This is a genomic window from Endozoicomonas sp. NE40 (genome assembly GCF_040549045.1).
GTDB lineage: Bacteria > Pseudomonadota > Gammaproteobacteria > Pseudomonadales > Endozoicomonadaceae > Endozoicomonas_A > Endozoicomonas_A lisbonensis.
In genome coordinates this window covers 3400126-3417428 of record NZ_JBEWTB010000002.1, presented here as the reverse complement: position 1 = coordinate 3417428, position 17303 = coordinate 3400126, and the positions used below count along the sequence as shown (strand labels likewise).

Genomic DNA, 17303 nt, shown 5'->3' with positions numbered 1-17303 from the left:
CAAACTGCCAGTGGTGACTGTGTCAATTTTTCAGCTAAGCGTTTCCCCGCTTTGTCCGATATGTCTGATTAATGACAGGGGACATTTTATGGGCATAAAAAAGCGGGTTCTGATCAGCAACCGAAAACTCTCGCTTCTTTCACGCTGCATCACCGTGGTGCTGATTTTTACTGCTGGACTGATTACCGCAGCAGCCAGTTTGCAGTATTTCTACCAGCAGGAAGTCAACAACTACTTTGCTGATGGCATAGCCAGGGAAGACAATCTGGTCATTCAGATGGACCGCCATGTGCTAACCGCCACCGGCAATAAAAAAAACCATTTTCTGCCGCTGCTGGACAATGAGCTGGGGGCTTATCAGTCTCACCGGTTTATTGGGTGGAATACAGATGTTAGAAATAGGCACAGTAACGAAAGTCTGCCTTTTATTCTTTTGTATAAGGTGAGTTATGAGAAAAAGATTACGGAAGAGTTTTTTTATTACAAAGGCTTTTTAGATCCTGACCTTACTGCCAGAAAAGTCAGGATCCAGGAATAAGCCACCGTAGCCAACAGTTCAGTCCGTACAAATAATGTAATCGTGCCACTGTGTTACCGGTACATCGTCTTCTGATACAAACCCTTTGTTTCGAACTGAAAATCCAGCGTCATGTACTGATTCAGGGTTTCCAGTCACCAGCGGATGCCAGTCCGGCAGACTATAACCATCATACAACAAACGATAGGCACAGCTGTCAGGTAGCCACTTCAGGTGTTCGTGCAGGGTTTTAGGGGTGAATTTAATGCAGTCCGGTACATGCTTGCGGCGGTGCTTGTAGTTTTTGCACAGGCCGCTGTCCAGGTCGAGCAGTTTGCATGCTACGGCAACGGTCAGAATATTATCGTCTTCATCCACCAGCTTGTTCAGGCAGCAACGCCCGCAACCGTCGCATAAGGATTCCCATTCCTGAGAGGTCATTTCATCAAGGTTTTTTTGCAGCCAGAAAGGCTGTTTTGAGTCACAGGCCGATTTCATCACACCGTCCCCGCAGGGAATAAAAGGTGCGCCACTTTACCTCGACCTGTCGGGAAAAAGAACCCGTATCACACGCTGCTGGAAACGCTTTCTGCCGAAACCAGTTGCGAGTTTCTCAGCAGGCATTTCCCGCCAATATACACCTGTTCAATGCCGTCCGGCTGAGCGTTATAACCGGCAAAGTCGGTCAGGTCCATCAGGCTCTTCCAGTTAAACACGGTGATATCGGCCCGTTTACCTTCCAGCAGATAGCCACGGTCCCGCACTCCGGCACGATCAGCCACACCGCCGGTCATTTTACGCACACAATGTTCCATCGACAGAACACCGGTATTACGGGCTATTTGCAGGAACCTGGGAAACGCCGCTGCAGCCGATGGATTATGCACACCGGAAAGCGGTTCAGGTACGGCTCCGGAACCCAGCAGTGAACATGCATGTTCCATCAACTGCTGCACCATGCCAACGCCATAGCGTTCGTAAACCATAACCCGGGCCTGACTTTGGCTTTTGCTTAAAATATCCAGCAACGTATTAAAATGATTCTGCCCGGTTGCATTGGCAATCGTGTCCAGACGTTCGCCTTCGTACTGCTCATACTGGTCAGAAACAGCCGACACCAGCCTGATATCATTGAAACTGAGCCCGGACATGGCAAAGTTCATAGTCAGTGCCAGTTTTAACCGGGATCGCTGCAGGCTGGATTCCATGACCTGCTGCCAGTTTCCCACAGCCCACTGAGGCAACAGATTAACCAGCGTCGTCGTTGCAACACTGTGGGGTGAAAGATCAAACTGGATATCCACACCGAGTTCACAGGCCTTATGAATACTCTCGAGTGCAGTATTAAAGGTATACCACGACCGGTCCCCCATAAAGGCAAGGTGTGAACACTGGAGTTTTACTCCGGTCTGCCGAGCCAGTGTCACCATTTCATCAATCGCCTTCAGGTTGTGCCGCATCAGGGAAACGGGCGGGTAATAACCCGACAACGCCATCTGTGTCCGGCCAGTAACCCGTAACAGCCTTCCGTATCGCTGAGCGAGCTGAGCCACCGCCAGCAACTCTTCCTTTGTGGCAAACATTCCGGGACGTTCATTTAATCCAATGGATAGCCCTGCTGCACCATCCTGAAGGGATTCTTCCAGCAGACCCAGTAACTGCTGTCGCTCTTTACCCTTCAGTGGGCGATTGTCATAACCGGCAATGGATAAACGACAGCTGCCATGTCCCGCCAGGGGAATCAATTGATGATGAATATCCGGACTGAGGTGATGATGGAATTGCCGCAGACCGCCTGCAGGTTGTTCAATCTGCCCTATATCAAAGGGTGGTTGATTCAGTAATGACTGATGAGGGCTGTGAGCCGCTATCGCAAACGGGCTGTATCCTCCCTGCCCGGTGACAAAGCTGGTGACTCCCTGGCGGGTAAAGCCTTCAAAATAAACCGCACCGCCAAAACCGGCATAAAAATCCATGTTTGAGTTGATATCAATAAAACCCGGAGCCACAACAAGACCTTGACAGTTTACTCTGGGAGTACTGTCAACCGGAGCGGTGACACCCCGGCGTACTTGCTGAATCACTCCGTTTTCAACCAGCAGTTCACCCTGAAAGGCGTCTTGACCGGTGCCGTCGCAAATCATTCCACCGGTAAGAATAAAACGATCCGACATAACGCTCTCCATGCGATTTTTATTTTTTTTATGCAGCTACTTCTCTATACCCTACCCTATGCCATCAATTGCACCAACTGCATTTGTACGAACTTCCCTTAGTCTGACCAAAATCTCCAACCTCAACTGTTTTTTCAGAACAGAGAAGCCTGAATTTAGAACAGTAGTAAAAAAAACAATAATTGTTATAGAAAAAATATTTTTTATGCAAAAATAGTCGACTTGTTTGAGAAAACGTCATCCGTTGTTTTTCACTGGAACACTCTATGAGCCTGTCAATAGCCAACATTCTGCGACGGCTGCAGCGTCACACCGCTGTTATCTGGCTATTGATGTTTCTTTACATCACAGGTGCCAGTTACGCCACAGCTCATACCCATAAAACACACTCTGACACTGCTGAAAACTTTCATCAGGAGCTACACCAGTTTGTTCATTCTCTGGAACTGGAAGGCCATAGTCATGACTGGGACAGTGATGCACACGACTGTACCGCCTGTAAGTTCCAGTTCAGTCATCCCGCGGCTGATGCCACCAGCACCGTCGCCACCCTGAAAGCTGATACCACCTTAACGACTCCGGAACTCAGTTATTTTTCCCGTAAAACCCCCACCAAACGACTGACCCGCGCACCACCTGTTGTCTGATATTCCCTGACTATTTTTTACCATTTTTATGCAGCAGGATTTATTTATGCGTACATCTATTCGTATGGCAGCGGCGGCTGCCTGTACTCTGGCGGTTTCCGGTGCAGCCATGGCACACAGCCACCATCATAATGATGAAGTTCGCCATGCCGGGGCTCATGTACACGGGGAAGGCGAACTGAACTTTGCGACAGAAGGTTCAGAACTGCATCTGGAGCTGATGATGCCCGCCCACGACATACTGGGCTTTGAGAGCATTAACACCCATGCCCAGAAGAAACAGCTGAATGAAGCGCTGGAAAAACTGGAATCTGACACTATCTGGTCACTGTCTGTTGCTGCAGGCTGCCAGCTGAATCATGCCCATGCCAGCCCAACGAAAGAGATTCATGTTAAGGATGGTCATGGTCATGGTCATGACAAGCACGACCATGACCACGGACACAGCCATGACAAGCACGACCATGATCACGGACACAGCCATGACAAGCACGATCATGACCATGAACATCATCATGACCATGATCACGACGGGCATATGGATATTGCTGCTTCCTATGTCTACGAGTGCAAGGCGGTTAACCAGCTGAACCAGTTGTCAACCGCACTGTTCGAAGCATTCCCACGCAGTGAAAGGATTCGTGTGCAGGGCTTCACCCAAAGTGGTCAGCTGTCCGAAACCATGACCCCGAACCAGCCACAGGTACGTTTCTGATATGACTGATTCCCGTTCACCGGTTATTGAGCTGGATCAGGTTCAGTTCAGTTGGAAGCAGGGCTCGACGGTTCTGGATATTAGTCAGTTGACTATTTATCAGGGAGAAAAGGTCTTTATCCGGGGACCTTCCGGCTCTGGTAAAACCACATTGCTGGGACTTCTGGGTGGCGTGCTGGTACCTGAACGGGGGTCAGTCAGTGTGCTGGGGACAAACCTGTGCGGTTTGTCCCCAGCACAGCGGGATCATTTCCGTGCCAACCATATCGGTTTTATTTTTCAGATGTTCAACCTGATTCCCTACCTGTCACTGGTTGATAACGTCACTCTGCCGCTGAGTTTTTCCGAACGGCGACAGCAGCAGGTCGAACAATCCGGCTTGAGCGCCCGTCAGGAAGCCTTACGCTTGCTGTCGCATCTTGGATTAAACGACCATGAACAACTGCACAACAGTGTGACTGAACTGAGTATTGGACAGCAGCAGCGTGTTGCCGCCGCCAGAGCCATGATTGGCCGCCCCGGTATTGTCATTGCTGATGAACCCACTTCAGCACTCGATACCGATACCCGTGAAGCCTTTATTGAACTCCTGTTTGAAGAGTGTCAGGCAGCAGAAAACACGCTGGTATTTGTCAGCCACGACCCTACTCTGGAAAAGCTGTTTGACCGTACTATAGCCTTGCATGAAATCAATCACGCAAGTTCAGGCGCCAGACCGGGAGAAGTATTATGAGCACAGCCAGTCTGGCATTAAAAAGCCTGCGCAATCGCAAAACCACGGCGTTACTGACTATTTTTTCCATTGCTGTCAGTGTTGCTCTGTTGCTGGGTGTTGAACGGGTAAGGATTGAGGCAAAGAACAGTTTCACCAGCACAATTTCCGGTACCGACCTGATTGTCGGTGCCCGCAGCAGCTCAATTAATCTGCTGCTGTATTCGGTGTTCCACATTGGCAATGCCACCAACAACATCACCTGGCAGACCTATGAAGAGCTGTCTTCCAACCCTGCAGTAGCCTGGACGGTTCCCATTGCACTGGGCGATTCCCATCAGGGGTATCGGGTGGTTGGTACGACTCAGGGGATGTTTGATCATTACCGGTATGCCGATGATCAAACATTGTCGTTCAGAACCGGAAAATCGTTTGATGATCTGTACGATGCAGTCATCGGCGCAGAAATTGCGCTGGCCCTGGGTTATTCAGTGGGTCAGCCCATTACCCTGAGCCATGGTGTTGAAGCGACTTCATTGCAGAAGCACGACGACAAACCCTTTGTCATCAGCGGTATTCTTGAAGCTACCGGCACACCGATGGACCGGGTGATTATGATCTCGCTGGAAGGCATCGAAGCCCTGCATGTTGACTGGATCAGTGGCGCACCACCGGTTCCCGGCTTCAATATATCGGCAGACAGAACCCGGCAGATGGATCTGAAACCCGCGAGCATTACCGCTTACTTTGTGGGCCTGAAATCAAGGGTGGCGGCCTTCCGCTACCAACGCATGATTAATGACTATCGTCAGGAAGCACTGTCTGCCATCCTGCCAGGCGTTGCCCTGCAGGAATTGTGGCAACTGATTGGTTCGGCGGAAAAGGCTCTGCTGGCCGTTTCAGTGATGGTGGTACTGGCTGGGCTGATAGGGATGCTGACGACTATTCTGACTTCTCTCAATGAAAGACGACGGGAAATGGCTATTTTACGATCTGTTGGCGCTCGTCCCGGGCATATCTTTGCCCTGATGGTCAGTGAATCACTGATTTATGCGATAGCTGGAACCGCGCTTGGTTTTGCGTTGCAGTATGGTCTTCTGTTTGCCGTTCAGCCGTCACTTCAGAAGTATTTTGGCTTTTATCTGCCGATTACGGCTCCCGGCGCTGTAGAGTGCTTGATAGCCGGTATTGTTGTATTCTGTGCGACTATTCTGGGATTAATTCCCGCCTGGCGCGCCTACAGAAATTCACTGGCCGACGGTCTGACTGTACGACTCTGAAACAGGAATTAAACGATGAAAAAAGGATTACTCACACTGGCGCTGACTGTGGCAGCCACTTTGTCAGTGGGCGAATCCCTGGCCAGCCCCGTCGATACAGGCAAACAGAAAGCAGCAGAGAAAACTGCCAAAGCTGACTCAAAAGAGGAATTACGTGAGCTTGACTGGCGTGAGCTAATGCCTGAGCCGGATCCGAAAATAGTGGAAGACTTCCAGAAAGGCAAAATAGATCGTGATGCTATTATCGCTTATCTGGACAAGCTGGGTAATACAGCAGTTGAAAAAATGGATAAAACTTACGGCAAAATGCCGGGCTTTCTGGTACCCCTGAATATGGACAAAAACCAGAAAGCTACTGAGCTGTTACTGGTTCCGTCCATGGGTGCCTGCATTCATGTGCCACCGCCACCGCCGAATCAGACGATCTACATTAAATTCGACAAGGGTATCCGTGTGACCGAAGCCGGGTACACACCTTACTGGGTAACCGGAACACTGCTGGTTGAGAAAAACTCCTCGGAGTACACCGACACCCTTTATTCTATTGAAGTCGAGTCGATCAAAGGGTATTTCTGAGCATGAGGGGGCAGATCAGCCCCCCGTGAAGAACGCTTCCATGATGTCTGTTGCTTCTTTTGAACGCAGCTGTTTGGCAAATATCATCCCCTCTTCGCCAATACGGTGTTCCACCGGGTCGTATTCACGTTTTTTCAGCAGCCTGCGGGTAAGCCGTAATGCTTCCCTTGGTTGCTGTGCCAGTTTGTTAACCTGTTCCAGCGCTCTTTGAGTGACAGCATCGCCATCAGACAGGGCTTCATTGGCAATACCGTAGCTCGCTGCCTTTCTGCCATCAAAGAAATCCCCCAGCATCAGCAGTTCAGCAGCTCTCTGATGTCCCATGATGTTCGGCAGAAGCAGGCTGGATGCCGCTTCCGGTACCAGCCCGAGATTTACAAAAGGCAGACGACAGCGGGTGTTTTCACCGATATACACCAGGTCACAGTGAAGCAGCATGGTAATACCAATTCCCACGGCCACCCCGTTCACCGCAGCCACCAGCGGTTTTTCAAAATCAATCAGCTGGCGGAGAAACAGCATAACCGGCGCATTGTTGCCCAGTTCTGACTGCAGAAAATCAGCCAGATCATTGCCTGCTGTAAAGCAGTCGTTACTGCCGGTAACCAGTACGGCATACACAGACTCTTCACCGGCCGCATAAGCCAGCGCAGAGGTCATGGCTTTGTACATATCACCGCTCAGGGCGTTCTTTTTCTCAACGCGGTTCAGCGTGATGGTTAAAATACGCCCCTGCTGCTCCAGCAGAACATGGTCAGATTGGAATACGCCTTCCACTTTATTCACCTTATTATGTTATTGGTGTCGTATGCCTGGATGATAAAGATCATACTTGAGCCCATCTGAAAAATCAGCCTGTCGTTAGTTTATACGCTCACCGCAGGATATTTGCCCAAACCGTACCTGCTTCACAAATGCCCATAGCGAAAGAAAAACATCGTCACAAAACCTTGCCATCAGACCACCTAACAGGCAATCTTGCAGGTGAGCAGTAACGACAGACTCAAAAGAAATTATTTGTCGTCTATCTCAGCGGCTACGGCTACTGAGATTAGCCCAATACAATAACAACGGAGCAACAACAATGGCAGATATGCAGGAAATCCTCAGTGGCCTGTCCGATCGTTTTGACGCAGGCGCAGCTGCTGGCCTGAACATTGTCTTTCAGTTCAATATCACTGATGGTGATCCGTTCCACATCGACGTTAACGACGGCACCTGTGACATCGTTGAAGGTACCAGCAATAACCCAAGCGTCAGCCTGATTTCTGACACCGACACGTTTGTCGGTATCATGACCGGCGAAGTGAATGGCATGCAGGCATTTATGACCGGCAAGCTGCGCACCGAAGGCAATATGATGCTGGCCAGCAAGCTGGGCGAGTTGTTCAAGCAGTAGAATCGTTTATTACCGTCCCCCGCCGCAACAGAACACTCTCAGTCAGCCTTTTGAACCGCTGTTCATGGCTGACTGAGAGCCCTTTCTATACTTCCTCTGCAATGCCCTTACTGCTTCCCGGAAGCCTGCCATCCGCTGACGAAATGTGTTCCTCTGTGAACTGAGCTACTTTATCTACGGAGTTCGGGTTTTGTAATAAAAATTGATACAGCACTTTAACGTGCGGAGTTTCTTTATGGGCAGGCTGTTCAAAACTCTTCTTTATTCCGCCTCCTTCGTGAGCCTTTCAGTAATGGTCAGTGCTGATTACATTCATCAACTGGCCACCATAGACCTCGCTGGCAACACAGTCGTAATCGAAGGCTCACAGGATCGCCCATGGAAAGTTGTTTTTGAGGGCCACCTTGATAACTGCCTGATGAATACTCCTGAAGAGTTAGATGATCACATACCCAACACTTTCCATCAGCCACTGGACGACGGTAAATTTGCCTTTGCCTGCTCCAATGGCTATGTATATATAGCCGAAAACGGCAAGCAGGCTGAATATGTCCAACTTCCTACAGCAAGCTGGTTTTGGTTAGACGGGTACGAGTTTGGTATCACTGAAAATTGGGGGTTTAACCTTCAAACCGACCATTTATGGAAAAAGTCGCCCGCATACATGCTTTTCAATGGGCACATGAAACAAAACCATGATGATAAGTGGTTATTTGTTATCCAGAAAGGCTATCTCTTTATCATTGATGTCAAAGTGAAGAAACTGGTTAGTTTTAAAGACTGGCCTGGCTTTTGGCAATCTTATTTGCCAATGGGGGAAGGCAGGGATGACGTTGACCATACAAAACCCACAACAGGACTTGGTGTTATCCATGATCGCAGGGGAGTCGCATATTTGCGGGCTGCCGTAGAGTTCAGTACATCCCAAAAAAAGGAAACAAAGCCGATGCACCTGATTCAAGACTTGTGTTCCTACAGGTTTGCTGAGAACCGTTGGAGAAATTCCAAAAATGAAACCATCGATGAAAAAGAGGGTGACATCACTCTACTTTACCTGCAAAAAAGGTATAGCGAAGCCTTCAGCGGCACCGAAAGCTCTTATACACTTCTGCAAGCGGATGGCAGGACTGTTTTCTCCGCTGGCAACAGCGGGTGTGTGTTAAAATGCGACACAAACACAAAGCTGAGTCTTACAAAAAAAATTCAAGCCTCTGACTTCATTGACTGTAATTGGATAAAAGCATCCCCCGAATACCCCTCTCCCCAAAAACTCAAAGGACTCAAGGTTCAACCGCAGGTGGCGCACTATTACTCCTTCAAAACCTTTGAGATGTACTCCTCAAGGTATGGAAGGACTTACAGCGACGCAGCGGGAAGCTGTTGGAATCATCGTGTTGACAAAAAAACGTTCAGCAAAAAAGACCAGTTAGACTTATAAGCAGCGTGCCGAATACCAGCTTCCCGGAAGCCTGTCGTCCGCTGACAAAATGTGTCCCGCTGTAAACTGAACTACCTTTCTACTGTATTCGCCATCTATAACCAGTTCTGTCAAAACGTTCAGACAGACGGGATCAGCTCAATGAACAGGTTACTCAAAGCACTGCCCTTTACCGCTTTATTCATGGGTGTCTCAACAAACATTCATGCTGATGTCATTCATCAACTGGCTGGAACAGATTCTGCTGGAACAACGGTTGTTATTGAAAATTCAGGAGCCGAACACTGGGAAGTTGTGTTTGAAGGTACGCTTGGCAATTGCGAGGTAAACAAAAGTGATCAGCCAGATAGACCTGTCCGGAATACCTTTCACCAACCTCTGGGCAATAACCAGTTTGCTTTTGGCTGTACGAATGGTTACGTATTTATTGCCGAAAATGGTAAGCCGGTTGAGTCTGTCCTGCTTCCCACAAATTACTGGTACTGGTATGACGAAATATATTTAAAGGACGGCTTAGGGGTTGGTTTACTGTGGAAACCGTCACCTGTTTTCATGGCATTCAGCAAAGAGTTTAACAATGCCTCTGGAAAAAACTGGTTATTTGTCACCCAGAAAGGCAACCTGTTCATTATTGACCTCAACACAAAACAACTCGTCACAATAGACAGCTGGACTCGCTATCTCGGCTTTTATGGCGGTATTTACCTGCGAATGGGTAGCGATCAAAAAGGCATCGATTATACTCAGCCAATGGCCGGGTTTGATATTTTCAGGGATAAACAAAACAAGTTTCATTTGTTGGGTGCTCTGGACTTACCCGACAAAAAGACAGAAAAGCCTGAGCTTCTTATTCAAAGCCTGCCTCTGACCAACGGCGTTCCCGACAAACAATGGAAAGACACATCAAGCACTTCCACCGAATCGCATGAGCATAATCCTTTTAATTACGCCTCTGATAAATTCAAATGTGATACAGGCATGCTGCCAGCCCATTCCAGACAGCACCTTCCCAGAGTTTGCAACTGGCCCGACAAACTGCCTGCTCCTCCTTCCCCCAGAGAGCTAAAAGACTTAACTGGCGGTCAACCCCAGATGGATCATTATCAGTCTCATATTACCTTTGAAAGGGTTGCTGACAATACAGATGACAGTGTTCGCAAGCGCACAAACGAAAATGCTTTTAGCAAGGAAGACCTGTAAAGAAAACTGTCCCAAGCGGTTTCACTGAGGTATCCTTGTCCGTTTAAACCCGATACCTGATTCTCGATAGAGCTATTTATTAGAGCTATGATGGAAGAGCATTACCACCCGCATCAGATCGAAACTGATGCCCAGACTTACTGGGATAAAAACAACAGCTTTGCTGTTACCGAGGACGAAGGAAAGGAGAAATACTACTGCCTTTCCATGTTCCCCTACCCAAGTGGTCGACTACACATGGGTCACGTCCGCAACTACACCATTGGTGACGTGATTTCCCGCTATCAACGCATGCAGGGCAAAAATGTCATGCAGCCTATGGGTTGGGATGCCTTCGGTCTGCCTGCGGAAAACGCAGCCATCAAGAACAAGACCGCACCAGCCCCATGGACTTACGAAAACATTGAGTACATGAAAGGCCAGCTGAAGCGTCTGGGCTTTGGCTACGACTGGGACCGCGAACTGGCGACCTGTAAGCCGGATTACTACAAGTGGGAACAGTGGTTCTTCACCAAACTGTATGAAAAAGGTCTGGTGTACAAAAAAATGTCCAACGTTAACTGGTGTCCGAACGACGCGACGGTACTGGCTAACGAACAGGTAGAAGACGGACGCTGCTGGCGTTGTGACACGCTGGTAGAACGTAAAGAGCTGCCACAGTGGTTTGTCAAAATCACTGACTACGCTGACGAACTGCTGGCAGACCTGGACAAGCTGGAAGAGTGGCCTGAACAGGTTAAAGCGATGCAGCGTAACTGGATTGGTCGTTCTGAAGGCGTGCAGATGACCTTTAAGGTTGCCAACCCGATCGCTGGCACGCCGGAAGAGTTCCAGATTTACACCACCCGTCCGGACACCGTGATGGGCATCACTTACGTAGCCGTTGCCGCAGAACACCCTCTGGCAAAAGCTGCGGCTGCCAATGATGAAAAACTGGCTGCGTTCATTGAAGAGTGCAAGAGCAACGGTGTCACCGAAGCCGAAATGGCGACCATGGAAAAAATGGGCGTTGATACCGGCCTGCGTGCCATTCACCCGATCACAGGTCGTGAAGTACCCGTCTGGGCAGCTAACTTCGTACTGATGGATTACGGCACTGGTGCCGTTATGTCGGTTCCGGGCCATGACCAGCGTGACTATGAGTTCGCTCAGCGCTTTGGTCTGCCAATTGAGCAGGTCATTGAACCCCTGAGCAGTGATGAAGAGTGTGACCTGTCTAAAGCCGCTTTCACTGAAAAAGGCAGGCTGGTGAACTCTGGCGAGTTCGACGGAATGGCCTTTGAAGACGCCTTCAATGCCATCTGCGACAAGCTGATTGCCGAAGGCAAGGGTGAAAAGCAGGTAAACTACCGTCTGCGTGACTGGGGTGTAAGCCGCCAGCGTTACTGGGGCGCGCCAATCCCGATGAAGTACCTGGAAGACGGTACTGAAATTCCTGTCCCTCTGGAAGAACTGCCGGTTCTGCTGCCGGAAGATGTGGAAATGGACGGTGTTCAATCCCCCATCAAGGCCGATCCTGAATGGGCAAAAACCACTCACAACGGTGCTGCGGCAACCCTGGAAACCGACACCTTCGACACCTTTATGGAGTCCAGCTGGTACTACGCCCGCTACTGTTCTCCGCAGTCCGACGACATGATGCTGGACCCGGCTGCTGCCAACTACTGGCTGCCGGTTGACCAGTATATCGGTGGTATCGAGCATGCGGTGATGCACCTGCTGTACTCCCGTTTCTTCCACAAGCTGCTGCGTGATGCAGGCCTGGTCGACAGTGATGAGCCGTTCAAGCGTCTGCTGTGTCAGGGCATGGTTCTGGCGGACACCTTCTACAAACTGGACGAAAAAGGCGTTAAGCAGTGGATTGCGCCAACTGACGTTGACATGGAGTTCGACGACAAAGGCCGTCTGGTAAAAGCGACGCTGAAAGAGACTGGGGAAGCCGTTGAGCACGCGGGCATGAGCAAGATGTCCAAATCCAAGAACAACGGTATCGATCCACAGGAGATGATCAACCAGTACGGTGCCGATACCATCCGTCTGTACACCATGTTTGCTGCGCCACCGGAGCAGACTCTGGAATGGTCTGAAAGCGCCGTGGAAGGCGCGCACCGCTTCCTGCGCCGTTTCTGGAAACAGGTAGCTGATCACACGGCGGGTGGCGAAGCCCCGGCACTGGATCTGAACGCGCTGACTAAAGAGCAGAAAGACCTGCGTCGCAAGACTCATGAAACCATCAAAAAGGTATCTGATGACTGCGCCCGTCGCCTGACCTTCAACACCGCCATCGCGGCCATCATGGAACTGAACAACGCCCTGGGCAAGTTCAAAGACAGCAGCGACCAGGGCCGTGCCGTTGTGCGTGAAGCGCTGGAAGCCACTACCCTGATGCTGGCTCCGATTGCACCGCATGCCATGCACAGCATCTGGCAGTCCCTGGGTCACACGGAAGCCGTTGTCGGTGCCAACTGGCCGGTGGTAGACGAATCTGCCCTGAAGAAAGACGCCATCACTATGGTCATTCAGGTAAACGGCAAGGTTCGCGCCAAACTGGAAGTGCCTGCAGGCATGGCTAAGGACGACGTTGAAAAACTGGCTCTGGAACAGGAAAACGTCACCAAGTTTACCGATGGCAAGACCATCCGCAAGGTGATCGTGGTACCGGGCAAGCTGGTCAATATTGTTGCCAACTGAGGTGTCTGCTGATCATCGATAGATGATTCTGAGAAAAGACCGGTATTGCGCCGGTCTTTTTTTAGGTCCAAAACAAGAGGCAAGTTTTAATTGGGCATGCTCGAAGCACACAAACAAACTGAACTACTGGGTATGGTATCTAGTGACCACCAGGCTCCTGTCCATATCATCCCCGGAAGTTTGGTAACCTTGTCCACTTCCTTCTCACAACGTTTAGGACATTCGGCAGCAGCATGGGTGTTATTATAAAGAGCATCTCTGTTCGTCGATGCCTGCCTGTTTCTGCAAGCACAATAATAGTTCAATGGCTCTGTGATATCGGCGTTTTGATAATCAACAGCCTTTTCTTCTCCCGGTAATATAATTTTTCCAATCCAGGGCTTTTTCTCCAGGCGGCACTGAGTCCGGCAGGCTTCAGGGACCTGATTCCGAAGTTCCTGTAGAGAACCCTGTTCAGGTCTGGGCAGCATAGGAGCTGAGTAGAGTTCTGTATAAAAAAACAGCAATACGGTCAAAAGAGCAGCATTTTTTATCATTGTCGTATCCCTGCGTATTAAGTTTTTAATGAGTATAGAAACACACTCTGCAGCTTGCTATTGCTGTCTATGGAGCCGCTGTTTAAAAGTCGTGAAGGAACTCAGGCCGATTCTACCAGTCAAAGAGGGCAACATCAGGGAGGCAGAACGCTCTGTTTCCCATTCTCTAAATGGAATTAGGAGTACTTATCTCATGCCAGATCCTACCGGAGCGCCCGCTTATAAACCTTACCTTGTCGCCCTTGCTTCAGGGCCAGATGGGCATCTTGTTGCTGAAGTCCCACTTGAAAGTGACAGTCAGGGACGTATCAAAGCAGTTAAAGGAAAGTCACTCTTTAATGGCACGCCCGATGCCTGGCAGCCTGTGGCAAAATATACGGATCACCCAGTGTCCATTCAGTCCCGAATCGTTACTGAATATCCCAGCCACTCCAAAACCAAAGAACCCGTTGAGTTCACCCATCGTGAATTTGACTCCCTGCCCAAATTGCAGGATATGACGGCACTGCCTGATAACAGTCTTGCTTTTACTGTTGAGCGTTCCCATGTGCTTATCAAAGCACCTGCCGACCAACCAGACATTCTGGATATCAGCCTGGACATGAGTACACTGGCCACAAAGGACTTTGACAAGCTGCAGGAATATAACAAAGACTACGGCATCTCCCTTGCCTATGATAATCAGACCAAACTGCTGTACATCAGTTTTGAGGGACGGATTTTTGTACTTGATGTTGAAAAAGCTCGTCAGGGAGCCTCTGCAACGATCAAGCTTTGCCCACAACCAGGACAAATGCCCGAAGGTTTTCAGCCCCTGACCGGCCCTGACAATACCTGTCAGTATGCTGAAGCTAATTCATCAATTATCACACTGGCTTTGACAAAGGATTCTGAAGGCAATGCCTGCCTGTTTAACAGTTACACCGCCGATCATGCCAAAGACGGACCGGTACCGGTCAATATGTCCAGGCTGACTAAAGATGGGTTAAGCGTTGTAGAAACCGGGCCAGCACCTTTCGCAGTGCCTTTACAATTCGCAAGAACGAGCAACAACCCCTCGGATGGCGGCCTGAAACGGGATTTCACTTATCTCGCCATAGAATCAGATCCGGAATATCCTCCGGTTATGGCCATGCATGGGCATCACAACCAGCCTGTCGTTGTCAGTGAACCTCAGGCCAGGCACCCAGCCATTGATGCAAAAGTACAGGCACTCAGAGAAAGCGACACACTGAATGCTGAAACCATGAACCCGATGATTTTCAACGAGATGGTTCGGCCGACAAACGACTCTGTCTTTCATCCGTCTATGTACCGCCTGCACAATGTTGGCTACGTTGAATCCGAGTTTTTCAAATCAGATGAATTCAGCAAAACCTTCAGGCCTAATGCCTATGCAGAAGTGGACAGGGTTACCTCTCGAACCGTGGTCGGAAAAGCCCCGAAACTGTGGCTGGGTAATGACTATCTCAAGGTGAGCCAGGGACAAATGATGGTCTTCCCATGGCGCTACGAACTTCCTGACAAAGTGTATGCCCATCCAATACCAGCGAATCTTAAAGGCGATATGATTAATCAACCCGAACAGCAATGGTACCAGGTCACATCCCTGCCTGAAGTAGGTCTTAGTGAAGGCACCCCTGCTTATCAGGTTACTCCAGATAGAAAGCTTATAGCCTTGGAGGATAAGGGATACCGGGAAATTAACCCGGCTGCACCAAGGAGCCAAGGCTTGCACTGGTCGGCTTTTTGTATCCAGTATAAATAAGATCAGCTCAGCGGAAGGGTTCACCTTCCGCTTTTTCAGGAGAGGTAGTCAACCAGCGTCTTGTAAAGCAAGTCCCGGTCAATCGGCTTGGTCAGGTAGTCGTCCATTCCCCGTTCCAGGGCTTTCTTTTTTAACTCATTAATGGCATGGGCGCTTAGCCCTATTATCAGCTTCCTGTCTAAACCCGCTTCTTCTTCGAACTGCCTGATGGCAGCGGTCGCATCGTAACCGTCCAGCACCGGCATTTCACAGTCCATCAACACCAGTTGCCAGCGTTCATGGTTTTGCTGGTAGTTTTCCAGGGCAATTTGCCCGTTGTTAGCAAACTCCGCCTCAATACCGACTTTCTTTAACAGCTTTTTCATCACCATCTGGTTTGCAGAGTTATCTTCTGCCACCAGAATCTGTTTACCGGTCAGAATCGACTGATAGTCTTCCACGGCATTCACCCTGCTCATTTGCTACAAGTTAATAAATCATCGGTTGGCGGAAGAAAAAACTTATCGCCAAATGACTGCGACTTTTGTCTCATGACAAAAAACCGACTCTTTCTCAATAACCCGGGGAAACCATCATCTGCCGATAAAAAAGCCAGCAATCGCCTTAATCAATAGCCGTAAAGTCCGAAATACAAGAAATAGGCCAATTTGATCCCTTAACTGCACAGGAAGAACTCTATGAAGCCCACGGCCAGTAATCTGCATGCAATGAAGCTGGAAGAAGCAGCCAACGCCCTGGGACACGATCTTGAAACAGGACTGCCCATTGAGCCGGTTTCGATCATCGACAAGCCTGTGATGGAAAGAAAGCCTGCCTGCCATGACGACTTTCCCGCTATTGCCGAGAAAGCGACCAAAAATCAGGTGGACGGTTTTCTGAAGCAGGCTATTGAAAATAATCATCCAAAGCAGCTGTACTCTGTTTTCAGCTTTATGCTTGAGCATGAATACACTCCCGAACAGATTATCCGGGCGCTAGGTCATATCCACAAAGGGGGACCGGATATGGAACCGGGGCTGTTGGAATGGAGCCTCTCCCATCAAGACGCCAAAATCAAAGGTATTAAAGGCAAGGCGCTGTTTGTTGCCATCTTCATCCAGGCGCGGAATGAGCACTACAAAGCGGCTATTGATACCCTTGAACTGTCTAAAAAACACCGTAAAGGGGTTCCCCATGACTTTACTGAAGCTATGGGCGATCTGGAAATTGAGGCATGGCTGGGCTTTATGGAAGACGAGCGAAAGCAGGGTACTTCCCCCAAAGTCATCCTGAATCAGTTAGAGCAACTCTGTGACCAAGGCATCTGGTCAAGGGATCTTGCCCAGTTTGGTGTACCGGTTGGAGCGGCCTGGTTCAGGGAACAGGCATCAGAGGCCATGAAGCAGGGGCAGTATTCTGATGCATTCAAATCTCTGGAAAAAGCTATAAACCTGCCCGAAGACAATCCCGAAGATACCTATACCCTTTACAGCAACTGCATTTCGCAGGTGATACATCACCCCCGGTTTCAAACACAGATGACCGAACAGCTGACAGAAGCTCTGTTCCACAAAATAGACCAGCTGCATAAAAAAGAGTTCTGGAACGAAGAACTGAAACTGGCACAGAAAACTCTGCTATCCCTTACCCCCAGAGGCATTTGAAACATGA

16 protein-coding genes are annotated in these 17303 nt (G+C 49.5%); 12 read left to right on the top strand and 4 right to left on the bottom strand.

Features of this window, described 5'->3' with window-relative positions; translation table 11 throughout:
- The first annotated feature begins 88 nt into the window (after positions 1–88).
- A complete protein-coding gene (locus tag V5J35_RS16300) occupies positions 89–538 on the top strand; it encodes a hypothetical protein (RefSeq protein ID WP_354008158.1) in 450 nt (149 codons plus the stop codon).
- An 18-nt stretch (positions 539–556) separates the two neighbouring features.
- Here V5J35_RS16300 and V5J35_RS16295 read toward each other — a convergent pair whose 3' ends face one another.
- Together V5J35_RS16295 and V5J35_RS16290 are read right to left on the bottom strand one after the other, a co-directional pair.
- Positions 557–1015 carry a YcgN family cysteine cluster protein gene (locus V5J35_RS16295; RefSeq protein ID WP_354008157.1) on the bottom strand — a complete coding sequence of 153 codons (459 nt, stop codon included), beginning with the start codon at positions 1013–1015 and terminating at the stop codon, positions 557–559.
- Positions 1016–1083: 68 nt separating this feature from the next.
- Positions 1084–2691: an amidohydrolase family protein gene (locus V5J35_RS16290; RefSeq protein WP_354008156.1), complete on the bottom strand. Its 1608-nt coding sequence runs from the start codon at positions 2689–2691 to the stop codon at positions 1084–1086.
- A 266-nt stretch (positions 2692–2957) separates the two neighbouring features.
- Between V5J35_RS16290 and V5J35_RS16285 the strand changes: the two genes are divergently transcribed.
- From V5J35_RS16285 to V5J35_RS16265, 5 genes are read left to right on the top strand one after another with little or no spacing between them, the layout of a single operon-like run.
- A complete protein-coding gene (locus V5J35_RS16285; protein WP_354008155.1) occupies positions 2958–3338 on the top strand; it encodes a DUF2946 family protein in 381 nt (126 codons plus the stop codon).
- Between the two features lie 46 nt (positions 3339–3384).
- Positions 3385–4053 (top strand): ZrgA family zinc uptake protein, encoded by a 669-nt coding sequence (locus V5J35_RS16280; RefSeq protein WP_354008154.1) that lies wholly within the window; start codon positions 3385–3387, stop codon positions 4051–4053.
- Position 4054: 1 nt separating this feature from the next.
- Positions 4055–4786, top strand: a complete 732-nt coding sequence (locus V5J35_RS16275; RefSeq protein ID WP_354008153.1) for an ABC transporter ATP-binding protein — start codon at positions 4055–4057, stop codon at positions 4784–4786.
- Positions 4783–6045 carry an ABC transporter permease gene (locus V5J35_RS16270; protein WP_354008152.1) on the top strand — a complete coding sequence of 421 codons (1263 nt, stop codon included), beginning with the start codon at positions 4783–4785 and terminating at the stop codon, positions 6043–6045. Before V5J35_RS16275 ends, V5J35_RS16270 begins: the two co-directional genes overlap by 4 nt.
- A 15-nt stretch (positions 6046–6060) precedes the next feature.
- Positions 6061–6621, top strand: a complete 561-nt coding sequence (locus tag V5J35_RS16265; protein ID WP_354008151.1) for a DUF3299 domain-containing protein — start codon at positions 6061–6063, stop codon at positions 6619–6621.
- A gap of 15 nt (positions 6622–6636) precedes the next feature.
- Here the strand turns inward: V5J35_RS16265 and V5J35_RS16260 are convergent, their stop codons facing one another.
- Complete coding sequence (locus tag V5J35_RS16260) at positions 6637–7398, bottom strand: enoyl-CoA hydratase (protein WP_354008150.1); 762 nt, start codon at positions 7396–7398, stop codon at positions 6637–6639.
- A 307-nt stretch (positions 7399–7705) separates the two neighbouring features.
- On the opposite strand from V5J35_RS16260, the gene V5J35_RS16255 reads away from it, so the two are divergent.
- The 5 genes from V5J35_RS16255 (at position 7706) to V5J35_RS16235 (ending at position 15653) form a co-directional block, all read left to right on the top strand.
- Entirely contained in the window at positions 7706–8020 is a 315-nt protein-coding gene (locus V5J35_RS16255) for an SCP2 sterol-binding domain-containing protein (protein ID WP_354008149.1), read from the top strand.
- A 235-nt stretch (positions 8021–8255) separates the two neighbouring features.
- Positions 8256–9458 (top strand): hypothetical protein, encoded by a 1203-nt coding sequence (locus V5J35_RS16250; protein ID WP_354008148.1) that lies wholly within the window; start codon positions 8256–8258, stop codon positions 9456–9458.
- A 141-nt stretch (positions 9459–9599) separates the two neighbouring features.
- Positions 9600–10658, top strand: a complete 1059-nt coding sequence (locus V5J35_RS16245) for a hypothetical protein (RefSeq protein WP_354008147.1) — start codon at positions 9600–9602, stop codon at positions 10656–10658.
- Between the two features lie 90 nt (positions 10659–10748).
- A complete protein-coding gene (leuS, locus tag V5J35_RS16240; RefSeq protein ID WP_354011311.1) occupies positions 10749–13349 on the top strand; it encodes a leucine--tRNA ligase in 2601 nt (866 codons plus the stop codon).
- Positions 13350–14078: 729 nt separating this feature from the next.
- Positions 14079–15653: a hypothetical protein gene (locus V5J35_RS16235; RefSeq protein ID WP_354008146.1), complete on the top strand. Its 1575-nt coding sequence runs from the start codon at positions 14079–14081 to the stop codon at positions 15651–15653.
- Positions 15654–15688: 35 nt separating this feature from the next.
- Here V5J35_RS16235 and V5J35_RS16230 read toward each other — a convergent pair whose 3' ends face one another.
- The gene (locus V5J35_RS16230) at positions 15689–16093 is read right to left on the bottom strand and encodes a response regulator (protein WP_354016444.1); all 405 of its coding nucleotides are present in this window, start codon (positions 16091–16093) and stop codon (positions 15689–15691) included.
- A 237-nt stretch (positions 16094–16330) separates the two neighbouring features.
- On the opposite strand from V5J35_RS16230, the gene V5J35_RS16225 reads away from it, so the two are divergent.
- Positions 16331–17296, top strand: a complete 966-nt coding sequence (locus tag V5J35_RS16225) for a hypothetical protein (RefSeq protein WP_354008143.1) — start codon at positions 16331–16333, stop codon at positions 17294–17296.
- Positions 17297–17303 lie beyond the last annotated feature (7 nt).

Coding starts and splice junctions, on each gene's coding strand:
- V5J35_RS16300 (WP_354008158.1), top strand. CDS start 89: ATGGGCATAAAAAAGCGGGTTCTGATCAGCAACCGAAAACTCTCGCTT.
- V5J35_RS16295 (WP_354008157.1), bottom strand. CDS start 1,015: ATGAAATCGGCCTGTGACTCAAAACAGCCTTTCTGGCTGCAAAAAAAC.
- V5J35_RS16290 (WP_354008156.1), bottom strand. CDS start 2,691: ATGTCGGATCGTTTTATTCTTACCGGTGGAATGATTTGCGACGGCACC.
- V5J35_RS16285 (WP_354008155.1), top strand. CDS start 2,958: ATGAGCCTGTCAATAGCCAACATTCTGCGACGGCTGCAGCGTCACACC.
- V5J35_RS16280 (WP_354008154.1), top strand. CDS start 3,385: ATGCGTACATCTATTCGTATGGCAGCGGCGGCTGCCTGTACTCTGGCG.
- V5J35_RS16275 (WP_354008153.1), top strand. CDS start 4,055: ATGACTGATTCCCGTTCACCGGTTATTGAGCTGGATCAGGTTCAGTTC.
- V5J35_RS16270 (WP_354008152.1), top strand. CDS start 4,783: ATGAGCACAGCCAGTCTGGCATTAAAAAGCCTGCGCAATCGCAAAACC.
- V5J35_RS16265 (WP_354008151.1), top strand. CDS start 6,061: ATGAAAAAAGGATTACTCACACTGGCGCTGACTGTGGCAGCCACTTTG.
- V5J35_RS16255 (WP_354008149.1), top strand. CDS start 7,706: ATGGCAGATATGCAGGAAATCCTCAGTGGCCTGTCCGATCGTTTTGAC.
- V5J35_RS16250 (WP_354008148.1), top strand. CDS start 8,256: ATGGGCAGGCTGTTCAAAACTCTTCTTTATTCCGCCTCCTTCGTGAGC.
- V5J35_RS16245 (WP_354008147.1), top strand. CDS start 9,600: ATGAACAGGTTACTCAAAGCACTGCCCTTTACCGCTTTATTCATGGGT.
- leuS (WP_354011311.1), top strand. CDS start 10,749: ATGGAAGAGCATTACCACCCGCATCAGATCGAAACTGATGCCCAGACT.
- V5J35_RS16235 (WP_354008146.1), top strand. CDS start 14,079: ATGCCAGATCCTACCGGAGCGCCCGCTTATAAACCTTACCTTGTCGCC.
- V5J35_RS16225 (WP_354008143.1), top strand. CDS start 16,331: ATGAAGCCCACGGCCAGTAATCTGCATGCAATGAAGCTGGAAGAAGCA.